At 36.5% G+C, this 18,634-nt stretch carries 20 protein-coding genes and 1 pseudogene; 19 read left to right on the top strand and 2 right to left on the bottom strand.

The features are described from left to right. The 5 genes from BJR36_RS14610 (at position 1) to BJR36_RS20920 (ending at position 4,761) form a co-directional block, all read left to right on the top strand. Positions 1–1,497, top strand: coding sequence for a sugar ABC transporter ATP-binding protein (locus tag BJR36_RS14610; protein ID WP_091235692.1), 1,497 nt, complete (start codon positions 1–3; stop codon positions 1,495–1,497). A 35-nt stretch (positions 1,498–1,532) separates the two neighbouring features. Then, complete coding sequence (locus tag BJR36_RS14605) at positions 1,533–2,549, top strand: ABC transporter permease (RefSeq protein WP_091235737.1); 1,017 nt, start codon at positions 1,533–1,535, stop codon at positions 2,547–2,549. 81 nt (positions 2,550–2,630) lie between these two features. Next, a complete protein-coding gene (hxlB, locus tag BJR36_RS14600) occupies positions 2,631–3,185 on the top strand; it encodes a 6-phospho-3-hexuloisomerase (protein ID WP_169823718.1) in 555 nt (184 codons plus the stop codon). A 25-nt stretch (positions 3,186–3,210) separates the two neighbouring features. Continuing rightward, entirely contained in the window at positions 3,211–4,032 is an 822-nt protein-coding gene (locus BJR36_RS14595) for a TIM barrel protein (RefSeq protein WP_091235687.1), read from the top strand. Between the two features lie 594 nt (positions 4,033–4,626). Continuing rightward, entirely contained in the window at positions 4,627–4,761 is a 135-nt protein-coding gene (locus BJR36_RS20920) for a hypothetical protein (RefSeq protein ID WP_278276592.1), read from the top strand. A gap of 210 nt (positions 4,762–4,971) precedes the next feature. Here the strand turns inward: BJR36_RS20920 and BJR36_RS14590 are convergent, their stop codons facing one another. Then, on the bottom strand, positions 4,972–5,505 hold the full coding sequence (locus tag BJR36_RS14590) for an ImmA/IrrE family metallo-endopeptidase (protein ID WP_091235684.1): 534 nt from the start codon (positions 5,503–5,505) through the stop codon (positions 4,972–4,974). A gap of 115 nt (positions 5,506–5,620) precedes the next feature. After that, positions 5,621–6,157: a helix-turn-helix domain-containing protein gene (locus tag BJR36_RS14585; RefSeq protein ID WP_242875588.1), complete on the bottom strand. Its 537-nt coding sequence runs from the start codon at positions 6,155–6,157 to the stop codon at positions 5,621–5,623. 118 nt (positions 6,158–6,275) lie between these two features. Between BJR36_RS14585 and dinB the strand changes: the two genes are divergently transcribed. From dinB to BJR36_RS14515, 14 genes and pseudogenes are all read left to right on the top strand, one after another. After that, a complete protein-coding gene (gene dinB / locus BJR36_RS14580) occupies positions 6,276–7,523 on the top strand; it encodes a DNA polymerase IV (protein ID WP_091235679.1) in 1,248 nt (415 codons plus the stop codon). An 81-nt stretch (positions 7,524–7,604) separates the two neighbouring features. After that, positions 7,605–7,853 carry a hypothetical protein gene (locus BJR36_RS14575; RefSeq protein WP_091235677.1) on the top strand — a complete coding sequence of 83 codons (249 nt, stop codon included), beginning with the start codon at positions 7,605–7,607 and terminating at the stop codon, positions 7,851–7,853. Positions 7,854–8,500: 647 nt separating this feature from the next. Continuing rightward, positions 8,501–8,806 carry a helix-turn-helix domain-containing protein gene (locus tag BJR36_RS14565; RefSeq protein WP_169823717.1) on the top strand — a complete coding sequence of 102 codons (306 nt, stop codon included), beginning with the start codon at positions 8,501–8,503 and terminating at the stop codon, positions 8,804–8,806. Between the two features lie 315 nt (positions 8,807–9,121). Continuing rightward, entirely contained in the window at positions 9,122–9,508 is a 387-nt protein-coding gene (locus tag BJR36_RS14560; protein WP_091235668.1) for a recombinase family protein, read from the top strand. After that, a complete protein-coding gene (locus BJR36_RS14555; protein WP_091235666.1) occupies positions 9,502–9,693 on the top strand; it encodes a hypothetical protein in 192 nt (63 codons plus the stop codon). The genes BJR36_RS14560 and BJR36_RS14555 overlap by 7 nt, the downstream gene beginning before the upstream one ends. Positions 9,694–9,724: 31 nt before the next feature. Further along, positions 9,725–10,063 carry a helix-turn-helix domain-containing protein gene (locus BJR36_RS14550; protein WP_091235665.1) on the top strand — a complete coding sequence of 113 codons (339 nt, stop codon included), beginning with the start codon at positions 9,725–9,727 and terminating at the stop codon, positions 10,061–10,063. A 30-nt stretch (positions 10,064–10,093) separates the two neighbouring features. Continuing rightward, entirely contained in the window at positions 10,094–10,474 is a 381-nt protein-coding gene (locus BJR36_RS14545; RefSeq protein ID WP_091235663.1) for a hypothetical protein, read from the top strand. A gap of 3 nt (positions 10,475–10,477) precedes the next feature. Further along, on the top strand, positions 10,478–10,876 hold the full coding sequence (locus BJR36_RS14540; RefSeq protein WP_091235661.1) for a type II toxin-antitoxin system PemK/MazF family toxin: 399 nt from the start codon (positions 10,478–10,480) through the stop codon (positions 10,874–10,876). Between the two features lie 37 nt (positions 10,877–10,913). Continuing rightward, a pseudogene (locus BJR36_RS20770) lies at positions 10,914–11,000 on the top strand (hypothetical protein); the annotation flags it as partial. Between the two features lie 393 nt (positions 11,001–11,393). Further along, a complete protein-coding gene (locus BJR36_RS14535; protein ID WP_091235659.1) occupies positions 11,394–11,570 on the top strand; it encodes a MerR family transcriptional regulator in 177 nt (58 codons plus the stop codon). Positions 11,571–11,574: 4 nt separating this feature from the next. Next, positions 11,575–13,062 (top strand): ATP-binding protein, encoded by a 1,488-nt coding sequence (locus BJR36_RS14530; protein ID WP_169823716.1) that lies wholly within the window; start codon positions 11,575–11,577, stop codon positions 13,060–13,062. A gap of 2 nt (positions 13,063–13,064) precedes the next feature. Beyond that, on the top strand, positions 13,065–15,896 hold the full coding sequence (locus BJR36_RS14525) for a Z1 domain-containing protein (RefSeq protein ID WP_091235655.1): 2,832 nt from the start codon (positions 13,065–13,067) through the stop codon (positions 15,894–15,896). Further along, a complete protein-coding gene (locus BJR36_RS14520; RefSeq protein WP_091235653.1) occupies positions 15,874–16,881 on the top strand; it encodes a PD-(D/E)XK motif protein in 1,008 nt (335 codons plus the stop codon). The genes BJR36_RS14525 and BJR36_RS14520 overlap by 23 nt, the downstream gene beginning before the upstream one ends. Beyond that, positions 16,881–18,632 (top strand): AIPR family protein, encoded by a 1,752-nt coding sequence (locus BJR36_RS14515; RefSeq protein ID WP_091235649.1) that lies wholly within the window; start codon positions 16,881–16,883, stop codon positions 18,630–18,632. Before BJR36_RS14520 ends, BJR36_RS14515 begins: the two co-directional genes overlap by 1 nt. The last annotated feature ends 2 nt before the right edge of the window (positions 18,633–18,634 follow it).

The following is an 18,634-nucleotide window of genomic DNA, read 5'->3' as shown; positions in this document are numbered from 1 at the left end:
ATGGGACATTTGCTGGAAATGAATGGTATATCGAAGTCCTTTTCGGGTGTAAATGTGCTAAATGATATTCATTTGGAACTCGAAGCCGGAGAAGTGCATGCACTAATGGGCGAAAATGGAGCTGGAAAGTCGACGCTGATTAAAATATTAGGCGGAGTATATAAAAGGGATAGTGGAACAATAAGTGTAGAAGGTCAGAAAATCGAAATAACGGATGTAGAAAGTGCAAAACAACATGGAATAAGAGTAATACATCAGGAGCTGATGCTGATTCCATATCTAACAATAGCTGAAAATATTTTTCTTGGGCAGGAACCAAAAAATAAAGCAGGTATTGTGGACAGGAAAAAGATGAATCGGCAGGCACAGGAATTTTTGGAGTCCATGGGGCTTGAGTTAACATCACAGCAGTTAGTAGGTAAATTGAATATTGCACAACAGCAGATGATAGAAATTATTAGGGCTATTTCATTCGGAGCTAAGATTATCATTATGGATGAACCAACTTCGTCACTGACTGATAGTGAAGTGGATGCCTTGTTCAGTGCGATTAGACAGTTGAAGGAAAAGAAGGTTGGAATTATATATATTAGCCATAGAATGGCTGAGTTAGATGTTATAGCAGATCGAATAACAGTTATGAGAGATGGACAATACATAGATACAGTCAAAACAAAAGAAGTCACAGGGGACCAGCTGGTAGCACTTATGGTAGGAAGGACACTGGGAGATTTATATCAGAAACACAACCATTCGACAGAGGAAGTTGTGCTTAAAGTAAAAGGTTTGGCTTCAGGAAAAGAAGTAAAAAAAGTTGATTTCGACTTAAAAAAAGGAGAAGTACTTGGATTTTCCGGATTGGTTGGATCAGGACGGAGCGAAACAATGAGTTGTATTTTTGGACTGAGAAGTATGGACAGTGGCTGCATTTATATGAATGATAAAGAGATACGCATAAGAAATGCAAAAGATGCAATGAAGGCAGGAATTGGATTTGTTCCGGAGGATAGAAAAAAAGCGGGAATTTATGCAACGCAAGGCATTCGATTTAATACAACCATTGAGGTATTAGATGAATTCATAAAACGCGGACGTTATGATGTGAAAAAAGAGATTGAGCTGACCAGAAAATACGTTGATGATGTGATGAAGACAAAATACTCTAGTATTGAACAGGAAATTGGGAAACTTAGTGGAGGAAATCAACAAAAAATCATTATCAGCAGATGGCTGTTAGTTACCAGATCTGTGCTGATTTTGGATGAACCAACCAGAGGAATTGATATTAAGACAAAATCGGACATTTATCATTTGATTGATAAATTGACGGAACAGGGATTATCTGTTATTTTCATTTCCTCGGAAATGCCGGAATTAATTAATATGTGTGACAGAATCGTAGTCATGAATCAGGGTTATACAACAGGAATTTTAGAACGGTCAGAATTTTCGCAGGAAAAAATAATGAAATTGGCGACAAAAGAAATAGGTAGGTGATAAAGATGAAGGAGATAAACATGAATGTGATAAACATGAAAGCAAAAAAGGAAAAGAGTTTGGACTTTGGAAGTTCATTTGTAAATATTATTAAAACAAACTTTGGAATCCTCTTGGGACTTGTTATACTCAGTGTTTTATTAACAATGTTCACGGATAAATTTGCAACAATGACAAATCTTTTCAATATTATAAGACAGATTACGATTAACTTATATTTAGCATGCGGAATGACGTTTGTGATTTTACTGGCAGGCATTGATTTATCGGTTGGTTCCGTCATTGCGATAGCGGGATGTGTCAGTGCCGGGATGATTACATGGAACGGATTTCCGGTATATGTAGGAATTGCAATTGGGCTTGGATGTGGTCTTATTGTTGGCATGATTAATGGTTTAATCATATCAAGAACCAATATACCAGCATTTATCGTTACTCTCGCAATGATGAATATTGGAAGAGGATTTGCACGTATTTATACAGGTGCAAAGACAATTGCCGTATTGGATGATTCTTATACATTCTGGGGAATGGGAACAATATTAGGAGTTCCAATTCAGCTATTTACAATTATTGCGGTTATTGCTGTTTCTTCCTTCATTTTAAATAAGACACAGTTGGGAAGACATATTTTTGCGGTAGGCGGTAATAGCCAGGCTGCCGAATATTCGGGAATCAATGTTAAAAAAATTACATTTTTTGTGTTTCTATACAGTGGTATTCTTGCTTCACTTGCAGGTATCTTGACAGTAGGACGTACATTTACTGCAACCATGATATTAGGCGATGGGGCTGAAATGGATGCTATTTCAGCGGTTGTACTCGGTGGAACAAGTATGAGTGGCGGAAGAGGGAGTATTTCAGGAACGGTTATCGGAGTAATTGTTATTGGGGTTTTAAAAAACGGTATGAATTTATTGGGAATTGATTCTTCATGGCAATATGTAGTTCAGGGAATTGTTATCCTTATTGCAGTATATATTGATTATATAAAACAAAATGGAAGTGACGGATCCTTATTTAAGAACCTGCTTGCAAAAGTTAAAAAATAAATAGTTCCGTGTTAAAAAGCCTTCTTGTGAAGGCAAGATAGTAATAAAGCAAAATAAATAGAATGAAAAAGAGGTATGCCAATGACCTATGGCGAGTATAGAGAAAAAATTTTAAAGGAAATATCTGATTGTGCAAAGTCAATAGTAAGTGATAATAAAATAAATGATTTTGTAAATACAATCGTCAACTCAAAAAGCGTATTTTGCGATGGGAAAGGTAGAAGTGGATTACAGGCAAAGGCATTTGCTATGCGTCTTTCCCAAATGGGAATTACGGCGTATGAAACTTCGGCGGCTACTACACCAGCAATTGAAGAAAGAGATTTGCTGATCATTTGCACTGGCTCTGGAGAAACTCCGAATCTGATTGAACATGCTTGCAGGGCACATGAATTAGGGGTTAAAATTGTTGCAATTACAGGAATAGCGGAATCCACAATAAGTAAGTTAAGCGATATTGTGTTTATAATTGATGCAAAACCAAAGGCTTCACAGAGTAATGTATCCATACAGCCGATGGGAACCCTGTTTGAACAGGTAGTAGAGGTGTTTTTTGATACAATGGTTCTGATGCTCATGGAAAAGTTGCAAATCAGCAATGACGATATGTATGCGAAACATAATAACCTTGAATGATAAGTTAAAGGGAGAGGCGTTGAATATGGAAAAAATTAAAATCGGTGCTGTAGCCTGGGGACTTCCGGGTGCCGGCTATTACGCACCCAGGATTGCAAGGGCGGCAGGACTGGATGGAATTCAGTTAGAACTTGGCAGCTATGAGATGGGGTATCCATTAGCACAGGAGTTGGTTCGGAAATCTTACATCGAGGAAGGTGAAAAATATAATATCGCTTATCCGGCAATTGTTCTAAACGATGTGATGGAACATGAATTTATTAATGGTAAAGACACAAAAAACACAAAAATTGCCTTAGAGCAGATTGAAATCGCTGTTGAGACTGCGGATAAAATGAATATTAGAAAAATCATGATTCCAAATTTTCTGAAGAATTTAATTACAGAAGAACAGCATGTTGAAAATACCATTGAAACATTACAATTTGCGTGTGGAGTTGCGAAGAAAAAGGGGATTGATATTCTTACAGAAAACGCATTGGATTGGAGACGTCAGCGGGAAGTCATGGAGAAAGTAGGCCATTCTAATTTAAAAGTGCACTTTGATACGCAAAATTTTAAATATAATTTTGACATGGATCAATGTGAGCAATTAGAAAATCTATTCGATTTGATGGATAATCAGCTGCATACGAAAGATGGCATTCAGTTTCCGGGAGGAAAGCTGCTTGGAGAAGGTAACACCTTATTTTATGATCAGATGAAGTTTTTGAAAGAGCATCATTTTGAAGGATGGATTATCATAGAAAATTATTATAATATGTATCCGTTGCGTAATGATATGATAGCGCAGGCCCAAAATCTTATTACAGATATTCAGACGATTAAAAAATGTTTTCTAAATTAACTGCCACCGTAATGAGTGACCAATTTAGATTACCTCACTACAAATATACTCTGGATTAATTCTAGATGATAGTAATTGAAAATAATATTAAACTAAAAAAGTGGTGTGTACTAATGTATATTTAACCTCTAAATTGATTTAAGATGATTATTTCAATTTGGAGGTTATATCGTCCTTCGTGCTGGCAAACAAATGATTGTTTGATAAAATAAGAATAGGTTTGCTACCAAGGGTATTTGTTAAACAGACCAATCAATATGGGCCCCGATATTGGAGATGGAAGAATGTATCAAAGATGCATTTAAAGATTCTCTGAAGGAGTATACTTATTAAGAGGGATACGTGCAACGGCAGCAGATGAATTTTATGCTGCAATCTTTTTGTGCCGGGTTAAGTCATGAACAGAAACAATGATTTAACAAAATATTGGATGTAATAAGCACTAGCAACGGCAACTTGCATCAGGGGCGTATTTACATGGGGTTGTAGAAGGTATCACTTTACGCGGTAAAGTTGTAACAGAATAATATAAAGGATGGACCGGCTCTGATTTCCCTTTGAGCTGGTTTTTCTTTTTTTGGAGGGGAGGCATTTATGGCAGCAGAATTTAAAACTGACGATATGGTCTATATTGTGGAAAATAATGGAGTGATTCGTGAGTGCACCGTAGTGAGCGGCAGCCGAACTTGTATATTATCAGATTTCAAAGTGGTGGAGGCACTCAGGTAAAAGGCCATATCATTAAGTGCTAACCAGGCTTTTTGTAAAAGGGTTATTCGTTATATTCTATTTTTTCTATAAGAGAAATCCCATTTACAGTTCCTGTGATATATACATTTGAAGCAAAGGCACGAAATGGTCTATGGCATTCATTAGCGTATTAAATTTGCTTTTCATGTCAGGGGAAAGAGCGAGATGACAAAGCAGCAACAAGACTGCTCAATTGTAAGCCCCAATATTCTCTTTCAAAAAATCAGACTTCCCATAATGCAAAGAGCTGATCCCATACCCCTTTGCCTTCAGTATCCCAAATTTGAAATCCAAAAGAGCTGCAGGCACGTTGAGCATACTTGCAGTTTCAAAAAATGTGTATTCATTTAAAAGTTTCAAAACGGTTTCATCTTCAAGCAAAAGCTCGGCTGCAAATAGATTGGCTTCGTATTCCATAGGCTTATCAGAACGCTTTTCAAGAACCTCCAGTTCCTGGAATCCAGACATCATTGCAATTTCCTTATGGAGCATTCCATGGCCCAATTCATGAGCGATAAGGATGGGACGGAATACCTCGATTACATTTTCATCAATAATGATATTGTTGATGCGTGACTGGTAAAAGTAATAAGCCTTTAATCGTTGCTTCAAGTCCATATAGTGCAATTTGTAGTCCAGTGCATTGCAAATAATATATGGATCTCGACTTCCAGCTTTCTTTACCAAAGCTTCCACCTGGTTGACAATATAATCAATCGTCATACGGGTCACTTCCTTTGATATATTTTGAATTCAAGATGAGATGATTGCCGTGAACGGCTTCTGGAGCTTTGAGTTTACAGTCTAGCTCGCGGTAAGTCTACAATAAAATGCTGTACTATAATACGGAGTCGTCAATTGGCGGCTTCGTTTTTTTCTTTCTGGAGAATTTTTCGGAGGCTTCTTTCTTTGAAGAAATATAAACCTGCATCAAAGACTGCATAAATATTTCTTTTGCATCATCATCTAAATCACCGCCTGCAAATAAAGCACCGGCGCGGTCTATAACATCCCGAGCTTCTTTCGCTCCTTTATATCCGAACTTATCTTTTACCTGATCGATGAACTCTTCATTTTCTATATTCTTTTGCGTATCAGATTCTTCATTATCTACTAAATAAGAGACAGAGACATTAAGTGCATCTGCCAATTTTTTGAGATTGTTTTTTCTGGGAATTGTATCAAGCTGTTCATATGTATAAAGAGAACGTTCTGAAATTCCGGTAATCGCAGCAAGCTCCGTCTGCGATAAATTCTTTAATATTCTTGCTTCTTTCACTTTTTCACCAAAAGTCATGGTCATACCTTCTTTCCAAGAAATGGTTAAAACTTCTGAATAACTATTGACAAACTTCCGAATTATTAATATAATCATATTTGTCAGTTAACTTCTGATTAAGTATATATCGGAACTTCTGGTTCGTCAATAGATTCGGCGTAAATAGTTCTGGTTAACCGCAAACAAACTTCGGACAAGAAAGGAGAAGGAAGAAATGAGTGACCGTACAATTTTGCATAGCGACTGCAACTCGTTTTACGCCAGCGTGGAGCTGCTGCACCATCCAGAATTGCGCGGTAAACCAATTGCAGTGGGCGGGGATTCTGAAAAACGCCATGGCATTGTCCTGACTGCCGACTATACTGCAAAGAAATTTGGCGTAAAAACTGGAATGGCACTTTGGCAGGCCAGGCAGGTTTGCCCGGAAATTACCTTCCTGCCACCTCGAATGGATCACTATCTCAGGTTTTCGCGAATGGCGCAGGAGATATATGCAGATTATACGGATTTAAGTGAGCCTTTTGGATGCGATGAAAGTTGGTTGGATGTCACAGATAGTGTAAGTATCAAGGGAGATGGTTTAAGGATTGCAGCTGAAATCAGCAATAGTGTGAAATCTGAACTTGGAATTACAGTCAGCATAGGAGTATCGTTCAATAAGATATTTGCTAAACTGGGTTCGGATTATAAGAAGCCGGATGCAATCACAACAATTTATAGAGATGAATATAAAGACAAGGTGTGGAAGCTTCCGGTGAAGGATCTTCTATATGTAGGACGCAGTGCGAATGCAAAGCTGACAAAGCTTGGAATCGGGACAATTGGAGAACTGGCAAGGACAGATACAAGGATTTTGGAAGGTCATTTGGGCAAGATGGGACTTATCCTATGGTCTTTTGCCAACGGCCAGGATGATTCGCCGGTAAAGGTAGAAAATACCCATGCACCAATCAAGTCAATCGGCAACAGTACGACGACACCAAAAGATCTGGAAAACGATGAAGAAGTTAAAATTGTTTTGTATACTCTGGCAGAAAGCGTTGCGGCGAGGCTGCGAGAAAACGGATTCCGATGCCAGGTGGTGGAGATTAGTGTTCGGGACAATGAACTGCTATCATTTACAAGGCAAAGAAAAATCCGTTCCGCTTCCAATATTACAAAAGAAATAGCGGAAGAGGCGTTTCGGCTATTCAAAGAGAATTATAACTGGCGAAAGCCGATTCGCAGTATCGGTATACGTGGAGCTGATTTAGTGACGGATAACTTTTGGGAGCAGCTGGATTTGTTTCAAAATATCGAAGTTAGGGAAAAACAGAAAAAGATGGATACAGCAGTTGATGAGGTCCGGAGGAGATTCGGATTTTACAGCATCCAGCGTGGGCTTATGTTTCAGGATAGGGCTTTATCAGCAGTAAATGCAAAAGAGGACCATAAAGTCCATCCCTTGGCATACTTTGGCTAAGCGTTTTGAGATTTGGGGAAGAGAAGGTATTTGACGTTTAAAAAATTCAAGAACAATCACGATTTTATAGGGGGCGAGTGTGTGACAAGCAATAAGATATATGTGGATGTCATAGCTGAATTTACAAAAGATGGAAGATTGCTTCCGATAAGTCTTAAATGGGACGATGGAAGGACATTCGAAATACAGCGCGTGACAGATATCAGAAGGGCGGCCAGCTTAAAGGCCGGAGGGGTTGGAACCAGGTACACGTGCATAATCTGTGCACAGGAAAAGTACCTTTATTATGAAGGCAATAGTTTGTGGTTTATGGAAAGAGCCGGAGCATGATTGTGTCATATTTTACCGTATAGCACAATCAGTAAGCTCATGATCAGCAAATCAAGCCAGAGCGTCAAGAACCAGGATGCATCGGAACTTCTGGCAAGAGCAACTTGCAAAGGTGACTTCCCTTTCCTTTAGCGAGTACAAAAATCAACTGATTATTTTGTATAGCAAAGGAGTGTACTGATTTGAATAACGAACTTAAGACAATAGATTTTTATTGCAAGAAATGTAAAAGAACATTTCGAGCTTACCATATAATAACTGAAAATGATAATACGCCTGTGATGCCCAACTTCGCGATGAAGTGTCATCACTGCAACCGGGTTGTTATGCTAAAGAATTATTCGGAGGGGCGAATTAAAGCCCATATGGATCAGGAAAAATTTTATTTATAACTGTTATTAGCAACAGTTGGATATCAGCTATAACAGGAAATGCCTGTTATAGGACAAGACAATTATATGATTGGCATCATGATAGGGGCAACATTTGAGATAAGCATAGACTGATAATATGTAAAAATGCCAGCCTAAGGACGCATGAGAAAGATAACCAGTGAAAACTGGCTTTCTCGATGCGTCCTTTTTAATTTCTTAAAGCTTTGTAGGAATCCTCTTCTTCTGGTTATCAGCCGGAAAGAGAGGATTTCTATGTATAATACAGAAGAAAGCGGGAAAAGGTTGAAAGAATTGAGGGTTAAAGCTGGAAAGACGCAGCTGGAAGTGGCAACTGATCTTGGAGTTGCCTTGGAAAGCATCAGTAGAATAGAGCGAGGCGTACGCGGTGCGTCTGTTGATATGATTGAAATGCTAAAGGATTATTATGGAACAACAGCTGATTTTATTATTTCAGGAATAGAAACCGGTAATGATATTGAAAGTCTTTTGGCTAGTTATCCGGAGGAGAAGCAGCAGATGGCCTTGAAGATACTGAAGGGCATATTGGAGAATATTTAATGGATGCTGTAACCTATCAGAATATCTTCCTATATCGGCAGATTACCTGCTCGTTGAAAAGCAGAAAACGGAAAGCAGATATCCGGGCAGATGCCATTGCGGATTTGAAAATAGAATAAATGAAGTGATTGGCGAAATCATTTGACCAGGAGGTGCGAAAGCACCTCCTTTTTAGACCTCAGAGGACCATCTATTCAACCGGATGGTTCCACGACCTGAAGCGCTTTATAAAATAAAATAAGGATAGGTCAAAGACCTGCAGATGAAATACCGTGCACAGTATGAATCACTCTTATCAATTGAAAGGATGATTTTATGAAGAAAGAATTAAATTTTATCAGCTGTCAAAGAAAATATATCGGAGTCGGCTTTATCAAGTCCAGAAAGTCAGAAGGCAAGATTATGGAAATGGGCGAAGAGATGATTGCCAAAGCGAAGAGCAGTTCGGTTGAGCTGCTTGAAGTGATTGTTGATGGCAGCAGCGGTAATGATGCAGACCGCCAGGCAATAGATAAGCTTGCAGCCTGGATGGAGAAAGGCTGCATAGATGTAGTGGTGGTTCGTTCAATATTCGATATTACCAGGGATGTTGAGGATTTGAAGGCTTTTATGAGAAAAGCGGAAAAATTAAACGTCTCCATATACGACATGGAAAGGGGAATGAATCTTGCTTACATTCCGCAGGATAGTGGGGGATGGTAGATCCAGAGGATGAATATCTTTCCGATAATGGCAGCCGGCTATCTGCGAATACCTTTACATATATCATTCACGAAGCCGGGACAGCAGTGTATGACCGATACGGAAGATATATTGGAAATTTCGCTACTGAAGCTGAAGCAGTTGAAATGGTAAGGGAAATCTTGAAAAGCTATTTCGACCGATAGACATATCTTACAGGAACAGGAGGTGCGATGTGTGGAGTACGAGGGCTGGAAAGTAGGTCAGGAAATACGCAAATTGCGTAATCAAAAGAACATGACAATCGAAGAGCTGAGCTTCAAACTGGGAATGAGCACTTCGCATATCAATCAGCTTGAGCTTGGGAGCAGAAAAATGAGTATTGATCTGCTCTATAAAATCATGGGCGAGCTTGAAGCGGATGCCAATACAGTATTGGCAATACCTGTAAAATCAGAAAAACGTAAAGGAATTTCGATAGATGCGGAACTGGAAGGAATCCCGTCTGAAAAGAAAATGTATCTGATGGGCATATTCAGTCAGATGATCCAGACGTTTCCCGGGGAATTGTGTTGATAATAAGGAAGGAATAATGGTGGTTTAGGAATGAGCAAGAAAAAGAAGTTAATCAAAGAAAAAATAACCTGTGTGGCTTATCTGTCTACGGATGGTGATTTGTATTCTGCTAGTAATCGTGAAGCAAAGCAACTGAGGTACATAAAAGAATATGCAAATGCTCATAACATCGAGATTGTCAAAATCATGCATCGGGATATTTTGGGGCAGGCAGATGTGAACAGACATTTTGAAGTGATGGTGGAAATGGTCAGAAGAGGGAAAGTGCAGGGAATTATCCTTTCCAACATGCTTGCTGTTTCTACAGGCGTACCGGATGCCTATTATAAGGTGGGAAAGGTAAGAGCTGCAAGCGGATATATGGTAACTGTTGATGAAGGAATACTGGGAATGGTTATAAAGGAGAATTAGACGATGAAGGATATTTATAGAGGCGATGTTATTTATGTGGATTTAGGGCAGCATCCCAAAACCTCAGTACAATCTGGAATAAGACCGTGTATTGTGGTCAGCAATGACAAGAATAATCGTTATGCGAATGTACTGAGCGTTTGCCCGTGTTCCTGCAAGCTTAAGGATATCCCAGTCCATGTGAGGTTGCTTCCTAAGGATGTAAACGGATATTTTGAAAAGGAATCAGATTTCCTGGCAGAGCAGATAGTAACGGTAGACAGGCGTAAAGTCATAAGTAAAGCTGGGCGTATTCCGAAGGATTCAAGGGCTATGGAGGCAATCGACAATGCGATTCGGTTGCAGTTGGGGCTTGGTTTAGGGGACAAAAAGAAGGAAACAAATGCAATAGTAAGTAAGTAAGTAAGTAAGTAAGTAAGATGGGGTTGTTAGATATAAGGAAGGCGCGAAAATGTACTCCGGGTGTCAGTCGAAGTTCGAGCAGATGGCAAAAGAAGTTGGTGCGAGATCTTCGAAAATTATCTAATAGATTGAGAACAGTGGGATAAAGAGAAGGAGCGTTGGATGATGATTGTAAGGAAGGGAATCATAAATGAAAGATAGGGGAGAACAATCGATAATCAGATCTCGTTTTTCCTAGCATCACTTGCAATAAGCTCTGAATATTTTCGTGTTTTGAAATTCAAAATAAAGAAGGTCGTCAGATAATGCCTGGTAGGTTTAATTGATTTTGGATATGCATTATGATTGTTTGAAAAGATTTGAAGTGGAAGTATGCGCTGGCAAAAGTTCTTTTATAGGAACTTTATTGGTGTCTGGTCGTAAAATACGCTTCAGTAAGTATCTTTAACAGTTGAAAATATTCAGATAAATGAATATAATATATAAATGCGAAAGTATATAGAAGTGGAGAGATATTATGGAATATTTAACTACTACTGAGATGTCTACAAAATGGAATGTTTCTGCAAGGAGAGTTGCAAAGTACTGCGAAGAAAATCGGATTGTGGGTGTAATTAAGAAGGGAAAAACATGGTTAATTCCAGACAATGCAGAAAAACCTTCCGATCCAAGAAAAAAGAAGTATGAGGGGTAAAATTATGGAGATTAATGATACGTTTGAATTACTGCCTAATGCAAAAATGCTTTTGTCTTCTTTGCGCTCAGTTGGATATACAGAAGAAACTGCAATAGCAGATATAGTTGATAACAGTATTTCAAGTGGAGCTACCAAAATTCAACTTTATTTTGACTGGGATGAAAAAAGAATATTGATAGCAGATAATGGCCGGGGAATGAATAAGGATGAGTTATTAGAATCCATGAAAATAGGTTCTGCCGATCCTGCTGAGATGCGTAATCAAAATGATCTTGGTAGATTTGGTATGGGGATGAAGACAGCATCTTTTTCGATTGGGAAAAAGTTATTGGTAATTACGAAGCAAGATAACATAATGAATAATTCAGAGTGGAATCTTGACCATGTGGAACAGAATAATAAATGGGAAGTTCTAATTCATTCAGATAACGAAATAGAAGACTATTTGGAATCAATTCAAGAACAAATGGATTTTAATGAATGGGAACAAGGAACAATCATATCCCTTTCTGTCTTGGATAGATTAATAGATTATAATAATTTGGAAAAATCAAAGAAGAAATTTTATAAGACAATAAAGAATATTAGAGCTCATCTTGCAATGATATTTCATCGTTTTATTGAAGAGGAAGAACTTGAACTATCAATCAACAAAAATGTTTTGCAGGCCTGGAATCCATTTGTGAGACAAAATCCGGCGACAATGGAATTGTCTAAGGAGGAACTCTTTGATGGGAAATCGGAAGTTTATATTGAACCATTTATTCTTCCGCATAAAAATAAATTTGGTAATGAAGAAGAGTATAAAAAAGCGGGAGGACCAAAGGAGTGGCTAGGACAACAGGGATTTTATGTATATAGAAATCGAAGATTAATTGTGTATGGCACATGGTTTGGGAAGTTTAAAAAAGAACCAGCATATAATTTGGCCAGAATAAGACTAGATATGAATTCGGAAAGCGATTTTGAGTGGGGAATTGACATCAAGAAGTCGAAGGCAACGCTTCCAGTTGCCATCGAAGAGAGTATTACGCAGATTGCTTATTTAGCAGTTGAAAGATCTGTTGCTGTATACAACTCACGAGGGGTGTATAATCGGAAAAACACATCAAATAATACAAGTTTAAAATATGTGTGGGAGCAGCGAAGAAACGCAGTAGGAAACTATATGTTTTATTTGAATAAAAAACATCCAATGTTACTGAAGTTGATGCAGGAACTGGATGATGAGACGAAGAAGGAATTAAAAACGTATTTATCGCTTGTCGAAAATTATTCACCTGCTATGTTAAGTGGAGTGATTGCTGGAGATGATATGGCAACGGTTGCTGATGATATTAAGGCAAAAGACATACTTAACTTAAAAGAGAAGATTGCTATATTAAAAGATCTTCAGTATGAAAGTGAAGAAATATATGAAGTATTAGCAGAATCTCCAGAGTATGCTTATTTAAAAAATGAATTAAATACTATTATTGGGGAGAATTAACTATGGGACTTCAAGAAGAAGGTAGCTTGTATGAAATAGCATATATGTTTTGCGATAATGCAATAGAGAAAGAGACGGGTGAGGACATTAATAGTGTTGTAGACTCTATTATTGAGGACACCGTTATTACTTTTTCAAATAAAGTAACAGATCCTGAGGATTTAAGAAAATATTTGTATAGTCGCATCAGTAGAGAACGTGAAGAAGATGAACCATCGATGTTACTAGGTGAAGAAGCTGAAAACGAAACATGGTGGGTGGATTATAGAGCTGAAAATAATGCAAAACTGAGCTTTTGGAACAGATATTTCAAATATCTTTATGATGAAAAACAATGGGAGAGAAGTGCAATTAAAAAAAGTATTGATAACACAACAGATATATTGCTTAATTCTATTGCAAATCCTCAAAAGTCAGTTGCTCAGGAAAAAAGAGCAATGGTTGTCGGTTATGTTCAATCAGGTAAAACGGCAAACTATATAGGCCTGATAAATAAGGCTCTCGATGCAGGGTATAAATATATAATTATTTTAGCTGGTATTCATAATAATCTGCGAAGTCAGACACAGGCTAGAATTGATGAAGAAGTTTTAGGATATGAAACCGATTCAGCAGCAAAGCAGAAACAAAGAGAACGAGCAGAAAAGAATAAAATTGGCGTTGGAAAATTGTATAATGCAGGATTTGTTCAAACACTTACTTTTAGAGATGAGAAGGGGGATTTTACGAAAAATAGATCTGGATTATTAACATCTCCTGAAAATGCAACGATTATTGTTACCAAGAAAATAAAGTCTACATTAGAAAATCTTATAGATAATATTGAAAGTAATAGTGAAGTCTCAAAAGATGAAAATGGAAAGTTTTATATGAAAGCAAAATATCCTTTGTTATTAATTGATGATGAGGCGGATCAAGCGTCGGTAAATACAGGATATGAGTTTGACGACGCAAATAATATTGTTGATGAGTACGATGTAAAGACAATAAATAGACTGATTCGTAGTCTGCTAAATCATTTTGAGTGCAAATCATATGTTGGATATACTGCTACGCCTTATGCTAATATTTTTATTCCCAATAATATTCAGGAGGCTAGTGAAGAACTTGGAAATGATTTATTCCCAGCGGATTGTATTATTAGTTTGCCAAAGCCATACAGATACATAGGTGCAAATGAATTTTTTGGATATGGATCAGCTGATGAAGATGTCAAACCAATGCCTCTTGTAAGAAAGATTAAAGAAGTAAATTTCGTGGATGTCAAGAAAAAGACAGTCGGAGAATTGCCTGACAGTTTGAAAAAAGCACTTAAATGTTTTTTGATTTCTGTTGCAGTGCGAAATTGTAGAAAAGAAAAAAATAAACCTAACACAATGCTTATCCATGTGGCAAGGATAAAAAATATGCAGGACATATTAGCTAGAAAGGTTAATGAATATTTCTTTGATGAGTTGCAGCCAATGATAATTGATGGAGATAGCGAAACAAGAAATGAAATATTTCGGTTAATAGAAGAGGATTATCTTTCAACTACAAAAAGTATGATGGATGATTTTTCAAGATACATGGAAAATACAGAGTTGTTTGATTCTAATGAGGTGTTTGCTGAAATTGTTCGGCTAATGAATGAAGAAAAAATAAGGATTCATGTTATTAATGGAAATAGTAAGGATTCATTGTCTTATAAAGAAAATGAAGGAGAAGAATATAATGTTATAGCTATTGGAGGAGATAAATTTTCAAGAGGGCTCACCTTAGAAGGTTTGTCTGTAAGTTATTTCACCAGAGAATCAAAATATTATGATACCTTGATGCAGATGGGACGATGGTTTGGATTTAGACCTAAATATGCGGATTTATGTAGAGTATTTATTACTGAGGACATCTATAGATGGTTTGCAAGAATTGCTTTTGCCACAGACAATCTTAGAAATCAGATTTCCTATATGTGTGATGAGAAGGCGAAACCAAAAGATTTTGGCTTAAGAGTGGCAACACATCCGGGATTAAAAATATCTAGTCCAAAGAAGGTGAAATCAGGAGCACTACAAAAACTTGATTTTAGTAACACCTTAACAGTTACGAGAGATATTGATGTTGACATACAACAGTATGATACTAATTTTTCGGCGGTTGATAGGATGTTTTCAACCGCCTCAAAAGTATATTTGTCAGAAGAACATTTTTCGAAATTGGGCAGAATGACTGACAATGATCATTTGTTTCTGGAAAATATATCAGGTCAAAGAATTATCGAGTTTTTTAGTGAATTTCAAACTTCTAAATATGCTAGCAAGGTCAATGGAAATAATATTGCAACTTATATTAAAGAACAAAATAGAGATGGGCTCCTCGTAGATTGGACAGTTTGTTTAATTAACTTAGGAAAGGAAGATCCAGGCTTTGAGATAGCAGGACATAAAATAAAAAATGGTATTACAAGGCATGGAGAAAATAGTGTTGTACCATTAAGAGATGGAAAAGTATGTTCAGTACACATGTTAAAGTCAAAAGGGCATGAATATTTTGCTTTAAGCCAGAAGGAATATGAAGATGCTCTTAAGATAGGGAGAGTATCGGATAAAGGAAATGAGGATACAATAGCTGCAAATATAAGAGCACAAATGGATCCTAAGAAAGGACTTTTACTAATTTATCCAATAGATTATAGCGATACAGAATCTGAGACGAGAAATTTTAGAGTTGATGGGGTTGAACATAAAACTCCTTTCGGTCTTGTTGTTGTATTTCCAAAAGGAAATGGTAAGTCTATTTCTTATCAAGTGAATCCAATTGTAATGAAGGGTGATGGAAATGATATCTTTGACTAATATATTTGATGATATAATTGCGGATTTTAATAAAAGTCAATATGCCAGCTCAAGTGTACTCTCAAGAAGGTTTATACTTAAGGGAAAGAGCGTTGTATTTATAAGTGTGTATAAATATAGTAGGGCATGTGAAGTAAGAATTTCTATTCCGGATGGGGTATCCAAAGATACGCTAAAATCTTTGCCTAAATGGAAGGGGATGGAAGAACGTCTTTCCAATATTCCTGATGATAATAATACCAAACAATTCTTATCGTTTAAGCAATTAGATGATTATGAGAGAAAGATTTTTATACTTGTAATGCAGGATATAATTGACAGGATTGAAGAAGTGGAAAATAAAGACGTTGTTTGGAAGGTTAAAGAAGTTCTTGCAAAATGGAACACTTTTTTTCAATTTGATAAAGAATATGTCCTTCAAGAGAATACACAGCAGGGACTTTACGGTGAGTTATACATACTTGAAAAAATGGTAGCATTAAAAGATGAAAGTGTTTTAAATTGTTGGACTGGCTGTAATGCTGAAACTCATGATTTTTATTTTGGAAGGGATGCTTTAGAGGTAAAAAGTTCAAGTTCAAAAGGGCCGGATAAGGTAAAGATCAGTAATGAATTTCAGTTGGATGATACTGGAATTTTGGGTCGACTATACTTAATGTATTTAAAAATGAAAAAAAGTGAAGTGGATGGTGAATGTTTACCTGATATAGTAGAGCGAATTGTGAAAATGCTGGGAGCAGATGCAAAGATTAGTTTTTATGATAAACTTATTAAAGTTGGTTATATGTACCAGATGCCAGAACTGTACACTGTACATTTTAAAATAAGGGAAGAAAACTGTTATTCAGTTGAAGAGGGTTTTCCTAAAATAACAACAAAGACAATAAGCAAAGGGATCGGTTCAGTTGATTATGTTGTGAGTCTTGATGCATGTAATTCTTTTTTAATTACAGTAGAATCTTTTTATGAAGGAGTTGATATATAATGATTACAGATCAGATGAGACAGTTCAATGAAGAATTAATTGAAGAAATACGTGAATATAAAGAAAATGATAAATGTAGTACTGAAGATGCGTTTACAAAAGTTTTTTCGGAATATGTAATCGATGCTGGTGAATCCTTCATGAATAACTGCAATATATTAAGCTATAAAAAAGAGTTTGAGAAAGCAAAAATTAACGGATATATTTTTGATGAATATTTTCAAACATTAACTCTTGTTGTGAGTGCGTTTGAAAATAGAATCGAGATATCAAAGATGGGTAAGATGGATATTATCAAAAATTCAAAGCAAGCCACTAAATTTTTTCGTATGTGTAAATTAGGTTATTTTGAAAATGTGGAAGAAACTGATCCGGGGTATATTATTTCTGAGTATATTAACAATTTTGAAAATGATATTGAGAATATTCGTGTTATTCTACTTACAAATCGTGAAACCACACCTGATATTCCGGAAAGCATTAAAATTGATAAAATCATTGTGAAATTTGATGTTTGGGATTTAGAAAGAGTTTGTCAGTCAATTTATCAAAAGAAATCACATGAAGATTTAGTAGTTAGATTTCAGAATAAATACAATGCCCCACTTAAAATGATAAAAGTACAACAGGAAAATGATGTTTATGATTGCTACATAGGTGTTATTTCGGGACAATGTCTTGCAGAAATCTATAGAGATGAAGGTCAAAGTTTGATTGAAAAAAATGTCAGGTCATTTTTACAAGCTACAGGTAAAATTAATCAAGGTTTAAAGGCTACTTTGCAAAATGAACCTGAAATGTTCATGACATATAATAATGGTATTTCAACCACCGCAAAAGCAATTATAGTAGATGATGAAAACAGTGATGATTCATTTGTTGTGATCAAAGAGGTAACAGATTGGCAGATCGTAAATGGTGGGCAAACTACTGCATCAATTTACAATGCTTTACAGTCGGGAGTCGATATTTCAGCTGTTAATGTGCAGATGAAACTTACTGTTATTCGCGATTTTCGTAAAACGGAAGAAATGGTTGGATATATATCAAAATATGCTAATAGCCAGAACAAGATTAATATGTCAGATTTTAGTGCAAATGATTCTTATCATGTGGAGATGGAGCGATTATCTAGAAAAATTTATGTCCCTGTTGATAGTGGGAAATCTACGTTACGTTGGTACTACGAGCGAGCTCGAGGTCAATATATGGTGGATGTAAATAGGCAACCAACACCAGCAACAAAGAAGAAGTTTAAAGAACTTAATCCAAAGTCAATGTGTATCTCAAAGACTGTAGCAGCTAAATGTATGATGGCTTGGATGAAATATCCGTATACAGTTAGTAAAGGATTAGAAACAAACTTTATCGAATATTCAGCAATGATAAAAAATGGAGATTTACCGGCGCCATCTGATGATACATATATTAGCATGATTGCAAAAGTAATTCTGTTTAAAGAATGTGATAAGTTAGTTGCAAAACAAAACTTTGGTGGATACAAAGCGCAAATTAATTACTATACTATGGCTTTACTTTCGGAATTTCATGAAGATCAGGTATCTGATGTGGATATCTGGAAGCGACAGGCAATTTCTCCAGAGTTGTCAATTATGATCGAGGATTTGATTTTGCGTGTCTGGAATCATTTCATGAATCCAGAAGTCAAAGGAATTAACATTACTCAGTGGTGTAAAAAAGAAGATTGCTGGAAATTTCTTAAGGAAAGATATAAAAATAAATTGATTTAGAG

The sequence above is a fragment of the Anaerobium acetethylicum genome (genome assembly GCF_900096945.1).
Taxonomy (GTDB): Bacteria; Bacillota; Clostridia; order Lachnospirales; family Lachnospiraceae; genus Anaerobium; species Anaerobium acetethylicum.
Note: the sequence above shows the minus strand (reverse complement) of the source record. Positions and strands in the feature narration are given on the sequence as shown.

Bases quoted from the DNA above. Each gene is read 5' to 3' on its own strand.
- hxlB (WP_169823718.1), top strand. From the start codon at position 2,631: ATGACCTATGGCGAGTATAGAGAAAAAATTTTAAAGGAAATATCTGAT.
- BJR36_RS14540 (WP_091235661.1), top strand. From the start codon at position 10,478: ATGAAGGATATTTATAGAGGCGATGTTATTTATGTGGATTTAGGGCAG.
- BJR36_RS14515 (WP_091235649.1), top strand. From the start codon at position 16,881: ATGATTACAGATCAGATGAGACAGTTCAATGAAGAATTAATTGAAGAA.
- BJR36_RS14565 (WP_169823717.1), top strand. From the start codon at position 8,501: ATGTATAATACAGAAGAAAGCGGGAAAAGGTTGAAAGAATTGAGGGTT.
- BJR36_RS14585 (WP_242875588.1), bottom strand. From the start codon at position 6,157: ATGATTATATTAATAATTCGGAAGTTTGTCAATAGTTATTCAGAAGTT.
- BJR36_RS14555 (WP_091235666.1), top strand. From the start codon at position 9,502: ATGGTAGATCCAGAGGATGAATATCTTTCCGATAATGGCAGCCGGCTA.
- BJR36_RS14545 (WP_091235663.1), top strand. From the start codon at position 10,094: ATGAGCAAGAAAAAGAAGTTAATCAAAGAAAAAATAACCTGTGTGGCT.
- dinB (WP_091235679.1), top strand. From the start codon at position 6,276: ATGAGTGACCGTACAATTTTGCATAGCGACTGCAACTCGTTTTACGCC.
- BJR36_RS14520 (WP_091235653.1), top strand. From the start codon at position 15,874: ATGGAAATGATATCTTTGACTAATATATTTGATGATATAATTGCGGAT.
- BJR36_RS14525 (WP_091235655.1), top strand. From the start codon at position 13,065: ATGGGACTTCAAGAAGAAGGTAGCTTGTATGAAATAGCATATATGTTT.
- BJR36_RS20920 (WP_278276592.1), top strand. From the start codon at position 4,627: ATGGCAGCAGAATTTAAAACTGACGATATGGTCTATATTGTGGAAAAT.
- BJR36_RS14535 (WP_091235659.1), top strand. From the start codon at position 11,394: ATGGAATATTTAACTACTACTGAGATGTCTACAAAATGGAATGTTTCT.
- BJR36_RS14595 (WP_091235687.1), top strand. From the start codon at position 3,211: ATGGAAAAAATTAAAATCGGTGCTGTAGCCTGGGGACTTCCGGGTGCC.
- BJR36_RS14610 (WP_091235692.1), top strand. From the start codon at position 1: ATGGGACATTTGCTGGAAATGAATGGTATATCGAAGTCCTTTTCGGGT.
- BJR36_RS14530 (WP_169823716.1), top strand. From the start codon at position 11,575: ATGGAGATTAATGATACGTTTGAATTACTGCCTAATGCAAAAATGCTT.
- BJR36_RS14560 (WP_091235668.1), top strand. From the start codon at position 9,122: ATGAAGAAAGAATTAAATTTTATCAGCTGTCAAAGAAAATATATCGGA.
- BJR36_RS14590 (WP_091235684.1), bottom strand. From the start codon at position 5,505: ATGACGATTGATTATATTGTCAACCAGGTGGAAGCTTTGGTAAAGAAA.
- BJR36_RS14605 (WP_091235737.1), top strand. From the start codon at position 1,533: ATGAAAGCAAAAAAGGAAAAGAGTTTGGACTTTGGAAGTTCATTTGTA.